Source organism: Chryseobacterium sp. L12 (assembly GCF_056133985.1).
Genome location: NZ_JBVYOF010000033.1, coordinates 1 through 12,793 on the forward strand (window position 1 = coordinate 1; position 12,793 = coordinate 12,793).

The 12,793-nt window shown below is 35.8% G+C and carries 8 protein-coding genes; 1 reads left to right on the forward strand and 7 read right to left on the reverse strand.

The features are described 5' to 3' along the window. Both AC0NBN_RS15800 and AC0NBN_RS15805 read right to left on the reverse strand, forming a co-directional pair. The coding region (locus AC0NBN_RS15800) for a fibronectin type III domain-containing protein (RefSeq protein WP_160812964.1) at positions 1 to 2,189 on the reverse strand (2,189 nt) is incomplete at its 3' end. A gap of 300 nt (positions 2,190 to 2,489) precedes the next feature. Continuing rightward, positions 2,490 to 5,447 (reverse strand): reprolysin-like metallopeptidase, encoded by a 2,958-nt coding sequence (locus AC0NBN_RS15805; protein WP_160812965.1) that lies wholly within the window; start codon positions 5,445 to 5,447, stop codon positions 2,490 to 2,492. Between the two features lie 121 nt (positions 5,448 to 5,568). Between AC0NBN_RS15805 and AC0NBN_RS15810 the strand changes: the two genes are divergently transcribed. Beyond that, a complete protein-coding gene (locus AC0NBN_RS15810; RefSeq protein WP_474468797.1) occupies positions 5,569 to 6,006 on the forward strand; it encodes a hypothetical protein in 438 nt (145 codons plus the stop codon). Between the two features lie 22 nt (positions 6,007 to 6,028). Here AC0NBN_RS15810 and AC0NBN_RS15815 read toward each other — a convergent pair whose 3' ends face one another. From AC0NBN_RS15815 to AC0NBN_RS15835, 5 genes are all read right to left on the reverse strand, one after another. Next, a complete protein-coding gene (locus AC0NBN_RS15815; RefSeq protein WP_160812967.1) occupies positions 6,029 to 6,691 on the reverse strand; it encodes a DUF6048 family protein in 663 nt (220 codons plus the stop codon). Then, positions 6,657 to 7,127: a DUF6452 family protein gene (locus tag AC0NBN_RS15820; protein WP_160812968.1), complete on the reverse strand. Its 471-nt coding sequence runs from the start codon at positions 7,125 to 7,127 to the stop codon at positions 6,657 to 6,659. The genes AC0NBN_RS15815 and AC0NBN_RS15820 overlap by 35 nt, the downstream gene beginning before the upstream one ends. A 33-nt stretch (positions 7,128 to 7,160) precedes the next feature. Next, positions 7,161 to 9,638 (reverse strand): zinc-dependent metalloprotease, encoded by a 2,478-nt coding sequence (locus AC0NBN_RS15825; protein ID WP_160812969.1) that lies wholly within the window; start codon positions 9,636 to 9,638, stop codon positions 7,161 to 7,163. 36 nt (positions 9,639 to 9,674) lie between these two features. After that, on the reverse strand, positions 9,675 to 11,084 hold the full coding sequence (gene rlmD, locus AC0NBN_RS15830) for a 23S rRNA (uracil(1939)-C(5))-methyltransferase RlmD (protein WP_160812970.1): 1,410 nt from the start codon (positions 11,082 to 11,084) through the stop codon (positions 9,675 to 9,677). 134 nt (positions 11,085 to 11,218) lie between these two features. Continuing rightward, positions 11,219 to 12,754 carry a TlpA family protein disulfide reductase gene (locus AC0NBN_RS15835; RefSeq protein ID WP_474468800.1) on the reverse strand — a complete coding sequence of 512 codons (1,536 nt, stop codon included), beginning with the start codon at positions 12,752 to 12,754 and terminating at the stop codon, positions 11,219 to 11,221. Between the last annotated feature and the right edge of the window lie 39 nt (positions 12,755 to 12,793).

Below are 12,793 nucleotides of genomic sequence, written 5' to 3' on the forward strand. Positions count from 1 at the left end.
GCCGTGTTGTGGGTTGGGGTGGTTACAGTAATTGGAGTAGGTGCAGCAGTTGTACAAGGTTGAAGGTCAGCTAATACAACATTATAATCTTCAACTTCACCATAAGTAAAAGTTCCACAAGGATTCGGAAGACCGCTTTCTCTTAAGATAACTCTCATCTTTACTGGAAGATTCCCCATGTATGCACCTTGCGCTGCTGTTCCGGGAACTGTAAATGTTCCATTTACTAGAGTGATTTGGTTTGAAGGTGTATCTAAAATTCTCTCGCTGTCTTCAAAAACACCATTTCTGTTAAAATCAATCCAAGCTCTTGCTGACGCATTCCATAAAGAATTAGGATACGTTTTTGTTACAGAAATACTGTTATTTGCAGTTCCTCTGAATAAAGTTATTAATCTTGTCGGATCGCTTCCGTAATCTGTGTAAAAAGGCGGCGGAGATGGAGAGTTACTAACCATCGGTGTTCCTCCAGTAGGTGTAACTGTTACATTAGATATATATTCATAAACTGTTGTACTTGTTGGATTTGCTGTACAATAAGTTAATGTAGCAGTTGTAAAACTGGTACTTGGCGACCAAGCGCCCTGAGTACCATTACAAACGGTAGCAACCTGAACTTCGTATGTAGTAGCTTCAAGTAAAGAAGATAAATAAGCAATATTCAATTGCGGACCAGGTACAGTTGCTGTAAGCCATGCTCCAGTACCTGTTCTGTATCTCACTAAATAAGTGGCACCTTGCGAAGCCGCCCAAGATACAGTTGCAGTTGAAACCGTAATATTACTGACTACTATAGGTGTAGGAGGTGCAACAGTACAAGGCTGCATATCTAACAATTGTACAGAGTAATCTTCAACTTCACCATATGTGAAAGTTCCACAAGCATTCGGGTCACCTCCCTCTCTTAAAATAACTCTCATTCTAAGTGTGTTATTTCCAGTGTAAGCTGTAGGAGGTACAACAAAATTAGCCGTTGCTGTTGCGTTGGTATTAGAAGGATCATTTAAAATTCTTTCACTATCTTCAAAAACACCATTTCTATTAAAATCAATCCAAGCTCTAGTTCCTGCATTATAATTGAATCCAGGCCAAACTTTAGAAACTGTAATTGAATTTTGAACGGAGTTTCTGTACAATCTTACCAATCTTGCAGGATCAGTAGTATAATCAGAATAAAATGGTGGTGGTACGGTGGATGTACTTACCATAGTAGGAAGACCATTTGGCGTAACCGTCACATTTGATATATATTCATAGACAAAAGTACTTGTAGGATTAGCCGTACAGTAGCCTAATGAAGGTGTTGTAAATGGTATAGCTGTTGAGAATGCTCCTTGAGTACCACCACAGACTGTTGCTATTTCAACTTCATACTGAGTACTTTCAGTAAGCCCCGGAATAGTATAATTATTCGCCAGAGGCGTAGTGATATTTACTGATGTCCAAGCGCCACCCGGCAAAGTTCTATATCTCAAAACATAAGTTGCTCCTGTTGAAGGCGTCCAAGACACGGTAGCTGATGTTGATGTCATATTTCCTACCGAAATATTCGAAGGAGGTGCAGTAGTACAAGGTTGAAGATTAAACGAAGTAAACTGTACTCTAGGAATAGAATTTTCTCTTCTATTTGCAGATGGAGGTGAAGCCGGATCTGGATTAGTTCCATCAGAATAATAAAGAATACCTCTATTTGTTCCAGCAGCATACGCTCCCCAGCTTTGTGTGCAAGAATAGTTTGCAGAGTTCTCATCAACAGCAATTACTAAATTACTTGTACCATCCCAAATGAATGGAGTTGTTAAAGGTATTTCTACCCAAGCACCATTGGTCATATTCGGAAGAGTTCCCGAATACACCTGCTGCAAATTTCCTAAAGGAATCCAACTAGTAGTTGTGGCAAAATCATTTTGGGCTGTATTTCCCATATATACCACCCAATCATTGTAATTCGCTTGGGTTGAAGCTGTTGAACCTACATAAAACCTTATGGCAGTAATGTAAGTATTTGCACCTAGGGCCGTGTTTACTTCAGCAGCAGTATAAATTTGCTGAGAATAATTATAGCCGTAACAGGAATAAATTGGAAGATAAGTGGACGTGGCCGTGCCTGCTCCAATTTGTCCTGTTTGGGATTTCATATTTGCAAAAAAAGCAAACATAAAAGCAAACGTTAATAAAAGTTTATTCATATTTTAAGAATATTAAATCCAATTGGATAGTTATAATAAGTTGTAAATAATGAGTTATAAAAATTCTAATTAATCAAGTAAATTTAGAGAAAATTAACTGATCATCAAAAAAGAGTAAATTATATACCATAGGCATTTTATTTTTTATATTTTAAATACAAATTTAATAATTTTTTGTAATTATTCAGATATATCTATTTATTTTTTTGTTATAATCTCATGAATTTCAATATTCTTACCTTGATAAAAAAAATCCTCAGAGCAATTTCTGAGGATTAGATAAACATTTAAAATAAAAACTTATTTTTTAATAAATTTCAGGTTTTCTGAAATTTCTTTGTCTTTAATAGAAATAATATATGTGCCTTTTACAAGCTCACTTATCCTTACTTGATTTCCATTTATTTCACCGGCTTTCACCAACTGTCCTACAGCATTATATATTTCATATTTTGTTTTATCTGAAACTTTCGTAATATTTAAAACATCTGTAGCAGGGTTAGGGAATATTTTGATTTCATTATTTTTTGTAATGTTCTCATTGGTTGATAGAGCCCCTGCTGATATTACCACATTGTAATCCTCAAATTCACCTAAAACATTGGGATAATTACCACAGCCATCAATTATGGCAGCTCCAGCTGTAGTAGAATAAAGCATCCCTACTCTCATTCTTAAACCAAGCCCCTGAACAGCATTGGCAGGAACAGTGAATGAAACAGTAACAGGATTCGGAGTTCCGTTTGCAACCGGAGATGTTAAAATTCTCTCTGAAGTTTCAAATACGCCATTTCTGTTAAAGTCTATCCAAGCTGAAGTTGCAGCCGGATAAGGACCTCCTTGACTCGTTAGGTAAGCACGAGCAATAGAAAGCGTGTAATTAGCACCTGCATTAAGATTAATCTGTAATGATGGGTTGGCAACATAGCTTGTATACGTACTTGCACCAGAAGAATTGTTTACGTTAGCTAAAGTTACATTAGAAATATAATCATCCGATGCATTTCCTGAGCTTACAGGACAATATACAGCCATCTGTGTCGTATTAAAATTAGAAGAAGCGGAGAAAGGTCCGGTTACTCCAGAGCAAACTGCAGCTATTTGTACCTCATAAGCTGTATTATCTAATAAATTAGCCAGAACAACATTATTGTTGGTAGTATTTATAACTATCCAAGATGCATCTGCAACTTTTTTGTATCTTACTACATAAGATGAAGCTCCTGCAACAGGCACCCAAGAAACATCAGCCGAACTTGAAGTGATGTTAGTTGTTGTAATTCCTGTTGGAGCTGAACCACAGTTTCCAAAAGGAGTAATGGTTACTGCTTTAACAGCATAAAATACATTTCCAATTGAAGAAACCCTTACTTTTATAATCTGTCCGTTCATAGAAGCGGGAAAAGTAAAATTTTCTGAACCGTCATTTGCTGTTGAAGCAGTCAGCAATGTCCAAGTATTTCCATTATCTGTTGTATAATCAATTTTCACATTTGCTACACTATAAGGAGCAGTATTAGTTCCTGCTACATCCCACTCTATAGGAGTAGGTGTAGAGACATTGGCAAATTGTGTATTAATTTTGAACGGACCATTATTTCCTACATTAATTACCTGAAGAGCAGATTGAGTTTGCTGCTGATCAGAATTAGGATTATTATCTCTAACTGTTACTGCAAAACGAGATGTTCTTGCAACATTAGAAACAGATTCCCACTGTGAAGCAGAAGTCAAAACTCCGTTCAATACAGAAGAAAGTTTAGGGAAATATCGTGTAGGACTTGTAGATGGTAAAACAGATCTGAATGAAGCTCCGTAAGTAGTATTTCCTAAATTGGCAGACGTGATGGTACCGCCCGTAATCTGACCGTTTACAATAGCCCCCGCATCATCAAACTGCTCCCATGTATACGTCAGAGGATCATTTTCCGGATCAGTTGCTGTTGCGGTAAGAACAAATGCAGTACCTTTTGGAATTGTATAGGTTGGCAAGGCAGCAATCACAGGAGGATTATTCGTCACTGAAACTTCTGTATCACAAGTTTTTGCAGTTAAATTTTGCTGAACCTGCACAATACTTGCAACATGAAAATAAGCGTCAGAATTCATTTGTACGTTAGCATTGGTAATACCAGCATACCCCATAATTGTTGAACCTGAACCCGGTTCCATATTCACACCAGATCCTTCAATAGAATATGAAAAAGTATGATTAGCCCCTAACTGATGTCCCATTTCATGAGCTACATAATCAATATCAAAAGCATCACCGGAAGGAGCCGTACTTTGTGTAAAGCCAGATCCCTTACCTAGAGGAGCTGAAGATGTAGGAGCAATACATACACATCCTATACATCCTGCATTGCCATTATTACCTGCTGCGTTGAAAACATGTCCTATATCATAATTTGCATTTCCAACATTTGATGTAAGAACCTGCTGAACTTTAGAGTTTAATGATCCCGGCAAAGTGAGATAAGGATCAGTAGCAGCATTTACAAATATAATACCCGGTGCATTAACAATATTAAGATGTAAAGCAAAATCTTTTTCAAAGACTCCGTTTACTCTGGTCATTGTTGCATTAATCTGAGCTAAAGCTGTTGCTAAAGTACCACCCGTATAAGCTACATAAGAACTTGTTGCAGAAATAGCCAGTCTCATTGTTCTATACTTTCTGTCAGAACTTTTAGCATAGTTATTAGACTGATTAGCGAAAAAATTACCTTTTTCTGCTAATTTTTCAATCTGTTCTGCCATATGAGAACCCTCTTCCGTGCTGCACACAAAACTTTTACCATGGGTATCATTTGTTTTAGGATGTACAGCATAAATGGTTTTATCAGAAGCTAAAGGATCAATAAATTCATACATCCCGTCTTTAATGACCATTGCCTGAAAATCATTTGGAGCTACCGAAAATCTAATCTGCTTAGACGGATCATCAATTCCAACTCCTACATAAGATCCTAATTCATATTGCTCGGCAAGCTCTTTTGCCATTACCGGAAAACTATATACAGCAAATTTTTCAAGCTTACCTTTTAAAGTTGGCACCAAAATTTCAACAGCCTTTGCATTAGTTCCCGTTTCCTGTGCATTTTTAAGATCATTTCTTATCTTATTCAAATCAAGTTTATAATAAGATTCAGATGTAAATGAGCCTGCAACATCTCTTTTTCCAGTGGTTGGAGTCCATTGTGCAAAAACACTAACTCCCATCATACTGAAAAATAAAGTTGTAATTACTTTTTTCATTTTAGATATATTTCGTTAAAGTTTCCAAAATTAAAGCTTTTTAAATAAAAACATATCTTAAAGTATCATAAAAAACCATTACTTTGTCTCTTATAATAAACAAATTATTAATTTTTTTGAAATGAAATCAATATTAATTTTAGTCGCGTTTATCGCACTCTTTTGTATCAACTGCACAAACCAACTTAAACAAAATCAGCAAATGATTGACAATATTACCCTATCTGAAAGAACGAGAGGAACGCAAAGAATGTATAACATCAGTAATGAAAATATGGAAATAGCGATCAACGGAGAAAAGTCCGCTTACAAAGTATCTCATGCTGAATGGAGCAAAATAGCAGAAGCTGCAAGCTCAATTAATCTGGAAGAAATATCTGCTTACAAAGCTCCAACAACTAAAAGATTTAGTGATGCTGCTTTAGCGTCTACCATAAAAGTTAAGAATAAAAATAAAGAATTTGAGTCTGTTTCATTTGATGAAGGAAATCCTCCGGCAGAACTAACAAAGCTGTATTTTGAAATGAAAAAGCTGATAAAAACAAAAAAGAGCAATTAAAACTGCTCTTTTCTATTTTGGATTAAAACTTATAGGCAATATTCCATGCAAAGCCCATATTAAATTTTGATGAGCTTCTTCCAAATCCCGGAACGATCATCGGAACAACTTCGTCCTGCTTGGTTGTGTAAACCAAATAACGTGGCTGCATATTCACATCAATATAAAAATTGGTTTCAAACAACTGTACCCTTCCTCCAAAATTGGCCTCAAGCCAAAAAGAAGATTGAGAAGATGAAGGCATAGAAACCGAAGAACTGTTTCCCCCGAAACCACGAACCGGTATCGCCATATATTCCTGATTATAAAAAGACCCTCCTATTTTTCCGCCACCGTAGAACCCGTTGAAGTCATTTTCACGGTCACGAGCCAACATATAAAATGCTCCGATTTTCATAAAAGGTCCGTTCACTTTTGCATCATAACCATTATTCTGGTAAATATTCTTTTCAAAACCCGCCTCAATAACACCGTGTAAATTGTCTTTGACTTTCGACGAAATAAATCCCTGAAAAAGCTGTCTATCTGAAAAAAAAGCAACTCCTGCATTCAGGACATCTACCCCCACCATAAAGTTGGGTTCATATTTCCATTTTACTTTTACAGATTCTTCTTTTTCCTGCCCAAAAGCTTTGAAGATACTTAAAATGCTAAAAATTAAGATATAAATTGGTTTTTTCTTCATCTTGTATAAAATTTTGTCCCTGCTCAACACTTTTTACTGAATTTGGCAATAATAATACTGAGTTCAGGTTTTCATAATTTCTTTTAACACCACATCCGGGGGAAACATAAATAGACTTGGTAGTGTAGTTTACGCGAACTTTTGATGAATCTTCTTTAGCGGATGTCTTTATATAGATATCTGTAAAAGGAGACTCATCTACACGAAGGGGAACAAATACCGAATCTACATTCCTGTTCCAGCCAAAATCGACAACGGAAGTTCCGAGATCTGCAAAGATTTTTATAGAATCTACAACAGTAATCTTTCCGCCTGTTTTAAACATAATCTTCATTCGAGGGGTGCCTTCTCCGCTCTCACAAATATCATCATCTCCTCCGCAGGAAATTACAGATAAGATTATAAAAAATAATATGATAAACTTAGAATACTTCATAATTTATATAAAAATTATAGTCAGCTTAACTGATTATTTGGGATCTAAAGCTTTCTCTATGCGGAAAACCAAATCTTCATAATGATATTTATTTACCAAATCACCTGAAGATGTTTTAGCCGAAAGATCTTTCTTAATGGTATTTAAATTTCCTCTCACAATAGAAGAAACATCAGATTTATCCATATTTTTCAAATCCGAATATTTCAGAAGGTGTTCCACATAATTTCTCTGAAGGTTTCTTCCGTAAATATCCACATTATCTTTTTTGATGATTGAATTATTCAGATCGGAGAAAAGATCCATCAGTGAATATGCTTTTTCATCAATTGCCGATGTCTGATAAAGACTTTGAAGTACCATCGGACTCAAAATCCTTCCGAAAACACCGTTTTGAATTTCTTCAACCGTTTTTACAGGAGTTTTACCTGTTTTTTCGAAAATATCATTTTTAATGAGCCACTGAGGAGTGGTAAATATATTTTCAGATAAAAATCTCATGGCTTCCTGCTGGTCTTTTTTGGCGACTACTTCATATACACTTCCGGACTGCTCTACAGTTTTAGGCGTTTCCATCTGTCCGCCGATATATTTTGAAACATGACCTAAATATCTTCTGAACTGCGTCGTTACCTGGTCGTACATCATGCCCAGATTCTCATAATCCTCATTAGGAGTTTTTGTCCAGTCATTCAGGTTATCAACAATTCTTTTCAGATTTTTAATTCCGTATGTACTTGCAATCATGGCATTATCTCCTACCTGTTCGCTTTGTGATCTGGGGTCTAAAGGATTAGTTTCGGTTCCAAACCATAATCTTTCGTTTTTAAGATTTTTCATCACCCACTGGTTCAAAAACTCTTTTTCAGCATCAGGAGTTTTAAACTGATTGAATCTCTTATAACCCCACTCAATTGCCCAGTCGTCATAATCACCAATTCTTGGAAAAATCCCGGAATCACCAATTTTGTCTTCCGGTTGCGCCACATAATTGAATCTTGCATAATCCATAATTGACGGGGTATGTCCGTTTTTTTCAAGCCACTTTCTATCTCGCAGTTTCTCTACCGGAACTGTAGAGCTGGAACCGTAATTATGCCTTAAACCTAAAGTATGTCCTACTTCATGTGAAGATACAAAACGAATAAGCTCACCCATCAGTTTTTCATCAAACTCCATTTTTCTGGCTCTTGGATCATTTGGTGACGCCTGCACAAAATACCAGTTCCTCAAAAGCATCATTACGTTGTGGTACCAATTGATATGACTTTCCAAAATCTCCCCCGTTCTAGGATCAGATATTGAAGGTCCTGAAGCATTCGGAACATCCGAAGGTTTATAAACAATAGCCGAAAACCGTGCATCTTCGAGACTCCATTCCGGATCTGTTTTCGGATCTGGAATTTTCGCATAAATGGCATTTTTGAAACCTGCTTTTTCAAAAGCCTTTTGCCAGTCATTCACACCCTGAACCAAATAAGGAACCCATTTTTTAGGAGTTGCAGGATCAATATAAAAAACAATAGGTTTAGCCGGTTCTACCAATTCGCCTTTATTGTATTTTTCAACATCCTGAGGTTTTGGTTCCAGTCTCCATCTTTTGATCAGGGAAATTTTCTTCACACCTTGAGGATCCAAATCAAAATCTGTATAACCAACTGTAAAATAACCAACTCTGGGATCAAAATATCTTGCCTGCATTTTCTTTTCAGGTAAAAGCACAAAAGAAGAATTGATTTCTACGGTGTAATTTCCGCTCACTTTAGGAGCAGGTCTTCCCGGAACAGCCGGAGTTGAGGGCGTGCCTAAAGTTCTCGCAAAAGTTTTGGTGGTATTTATTTCTACGTTCGTAGGAAAAGACTTTACAAAATTAATGAATGACATATCTTTCTGAAAAGCACCAATTCTATAGTTGTCTTTTGTATAAACAGAAAAAGAAGTAAGTTCGTTATCGGAGTTCAATACATCTGTCACATCAATTAACGAAGAATTTTTGTTGATTCCGTAAGCTTTTACATCAAATGATTTTATAATTGACTGCACATTGTTTCTTGTTACCGAGCTGTACATATCTGAAGTAGAATCTTTAGCATAATCTACAAAAGAAATTGAACGCAGTAAAATTTTATCTTTCGGACCTTTTTCAAAAGCAATCACCTGTTGACCAATCTGGTCTCCTGCATAGCCAGAAGTACCGGAACGCATTCCTGCAGCTGCTTTTGTAAGCCTTGTTACCAACAGAAATTCTTTTTTCAGAATAGCATCGGGAATTTCAAAATAATATTTATCATCCACTTTGTGTACTGTAAAAACTCCCTGATCCGAAACTGCTTTATCAGTAATAATCTCCTTGAACGCTTTTACAGGGCTTTTCTTTTTGTCTTTATCATCCTTTTTTGCTTTAATTGTATCGCTTTTTACCGCAGCAGAATCTTTAGTTTGTGAAAAAGCATTTTGCTGGCAAAACAACAAAACAGCAAAAAGGAAAACAGTCTTACAGAATTGGGTCATATATGTGATATTTGGAATTAAACAAATGTAATTAAATTATTTCTTTATCAGCAACGCAATATTTTCTACGTGATGCGTCTGAGGAAACATATCAACAGGAAGTATTTTTACTAGTGTATACTGCTCTTTCATCAGAGCTAAATCTCTTGCCTGCGTTGCTGAATTACAGCTTACGTACACAATTTTTTCCGGAGCCAGATTTAAAATCTGCTCTACTACCTTCTGGTGCATTCCGTCTCTTGGCGGATCTGTAATTAAAACATCCGCTTTAGGATGATTTGCCAAAAAATCTTCGGTGAAAACATCTTTCATATCTCCACAATAGAATGTTGTATTGGTAAGTCCGTTTAACTGTGCGTGTTCTGTTGCTGCATTGATGGCTTCCTGTACAGATTCGATACCGATCACCTGCTTGGCGTTTCTTGCAACATATTGTGCGATTGTACCTGTTCCTGTGTATAGATCATATACTACTTCATCCCCTTTAAGGTCAGCAAACTCAAGTGTTTTCCTATAGAGTTCCAAAGCCTGTTTATAATTGGTCTGAAAAAAAGATTTAGGTCCGATTTTAAATTTCAAACCATCCATTTCTTCCATTAAAAAGCCTTCACCAAAATAAATATTGATGTTTAAATCATAAATTGAGTCATTCTGCTTCGGATTGATGGCATATACTAATGTTTTAATCTGCGGAAATTTTTCAAGCAGATAAGCGAAAAGCTTTTCCCTGTTTTCTTTTTCCTCTCTGTACAGCTGAAAAAGAACCATCCACTCTCCTTTTGAGTTTTGCCTCATCATTAAAGTTCTCAGAAAACCCTCCTGATTTTTTACATCAAAGAAATCTAATCCTTCATTAACAGCATATTCTTTCACAGCCAAACGGATAGCGTTGGAAGGATCTTCCTGCAGAAAACATTCTTTTAGATCTAAAATTTTGCTCCACATTCCGGGAATATGAAAACCAAGCGCATCACGGTTTCCAAAATTTTCTTCAGAACTGATTTCGTATTGGGTAAGCCAGCGTGAATTAGAAAATGAAAACTCCATTTTATTCCGATAGAAATACTGCTGTTCTGAACCTAAAATCGGCAAAGTATCAAAATTATCGATTCCGCCAATTCTTTTAATATTGTTATAAACTTCTTCCTGCTTAAAATCAAGCTGTTTTTCATAGCTCATGTTCTGCCATTTGCAGCCACCGCAAGTCCCAAAATGAATACATTTAGGCTCAGCTCTGTAAGGTGATCTTTGGATAACCTCCAAAGCTTCTCCTTCAAAATATTTTGATTTTGCCTTTTTTACTCTTACATTCACAATGTCTCCCGGAATTGCTCCGGAAACCATTACTGTTTTGCCTTCTTCCGTTCTTCCGATGGCAATTCCTTTTGCACCTGCAGAAACTAATTGTATATTTTCAAGAATGATATTCTTTTTATTTCTTTTCATTGATGATATCAGGTTATAACCTACTTTAAAAAATTAATTTTTAAAAACTAAAAGCCAGTTTTTTACTGACTGCAAAAGTACAATAAAAAAAACCTTATCCGAAGACAAGGTTTTTGTTTATACTATTTTAATAATTATTTTGTCTGAGGTGCTTTTGGGGCTTCTTCTGTTTGCGGAGCCTGCTGAAAAGCCGATGGATCAAGCTGAAGTTGTGCCTGTGGTTCTACTTTCGGAGCAGAAAGACCTGTTTGTTTATCCAAAATAGTTACCAGTTCAGGATCACCAAGATTTACAAATGGTCTGCTTGCAATTTTACCGTTTTTATCAACAATAATAAAGTTTGGTAGTTTAAATCCATAAATCCCGTACTTTTTAGCAATATCAGAGTTCAAACCTCCTTCTCCATATACATTAGTTCCCGGAATTCCTTTCAGCATTGCATTGCTTGTTTTTACAAACTGCTCTTTTGTGTCATCAAGGTTCACATATACAAAGTTCATTTTTGATTTATAAAAATCTGCTACTTCTTTTAGCACAGGAACTGTACCTTCCGCAATGTAAGGATTCCATGATGCATAAAAAACCAACATATAAGGTTTCCCTTTATTTTCATTCAGCTTATAAGATTTGCCATCCTGTTTTACCAATGATGCTTCAGGAGCATCATCCCCAACTTTAAATCCGTTGATCGTAAACTGCATCTTTTTAAGGTCGGACTTTATGGTTGAATCTTTAATTTCCTCTTCGATAATTTTTTTGATCTTATCTGTTGTTTTAGCCGGAGTTTGTGGGTGAATATCAGACTGAGCAATTACATAAGCCAATAAATAATCTTTCTCTGTCTGAGAAACCTCTTTTTTATCTTTTAAAAACTGACTGAATAATTCTGAAGTGGTAATATCTGTTTTACCCTGTGATTTAGACTGCGCAAATTTCTGGAAATCGCTGCTCATTTTTGTTAATAGATACTGTCTGTAAAAAGGGCTTATTTTTACCATTGCATCTTTATTTTCCTGAAGCTTATTTTCATAATCTGTAAAAGCTTTTCCCATTTTGAAAGAAGGATTTCCTGAAGTCTGCTTTTTACTCATTTCATAATTTACCATCAAATTAAGAATTGCAACTTTAGCATCTGTTTTTTTCCAGTCTATCACTTCTTTTCCAGGATTGATTTTTTTTACATTTTCATCAATATTTTTATTAATGTCTGCTTCAATTTTCTGCATTCCTTTTACAAACTTCGCTTCGTCTCCGGAAATAAGCTCCTGAATATTTAAAGTTTGTCCATAACTCGTAAGGAATTTCTGACTCGCCTGGAAGAAGTCATTATCATTTTTGGCATCGCCGGTTACTACATATTCATTAGGGAAAGTCATTGCAGAACCGGAAATGTTTACCTTCTGACCACCTTTCAGGAAAATAAGATTTTGCTTTCCAGCGTAGTTTATAACATACATTCCGTTTTTAGGAGCTTCAAATTCACCTGCAAAATTACCGTCTTTATCAAGACTCATATTTATAAGAGGCAAAGTAGCTACTCCTGAAGCTTCCACAAATTCTATTCTTTCCAGCGGAGAGCTTCCTGCAATTTTTCCTTTAACTTCAACTTTTTTTGAACAAGACATTACAAATAGTGCAATGGCAAACAACAAAAGATATTTTTTAATCATTATTGTATTAATATTTTTTTTGAATAACTGAATCTTGGA

What these genes read in the sequence shown, in the direction of transcription:
- AC0NBN_RS15810 (WP_474468797.1), top strand. Translation starts at nt 5,569, where the DNA reads ATGAAATCAATATTAATTTTAGTCGCGTTTATCGCACTCTTTTGTATC.
- AC0NBN_RS15805 (WP_160812965.1), bottom strand. Translation starts at nt 5,447, where the DNA reads ATGAAAAAAGTAATTACAACTTTATTTTTCAGTATGATGGGAGTTAGT.
- AC0NBN_RS15820 (WP_160812968.1), bottom strand. Translation starts at nt 7,127, where the DNA reads ATGAAGTATTCTAAGTTTATCATATTATTTTTTATAATCTTATCTGTA.
- AC0NBN_RS15835 (WP_474468800.1), bottom strand. Translation starts at nt 12,754, where the DNA reads ATGATTAAAAAATATCTTTTGTTGTTTGCCATTGCACTATTTGTAATG.
- AC0NBN_RS15825 (WP_160812969.1), bottom strand. Translation starts at nt 9,638, where the DNA reads ATGACCCAATTCTGTAAGACTGTTTTCCTTTTTGCTGTTTTGTTGTTT.
- AC0NBN_RS15815 (WP_160812967.1), bottom strand. Translation starts at nt 6,691, where the DNA reads ATGAAGAAAAAACCAATTTATATCTTAATTTTTAGCATTTTAAGTATC.
- rlmD (WP_160812970.1), bottom strand. Translation starts at nt 11,084, where the DNA reads ATGAAAAGAAATAAAAAGAATATCATTCTTGAAAATATACAATTAGTT.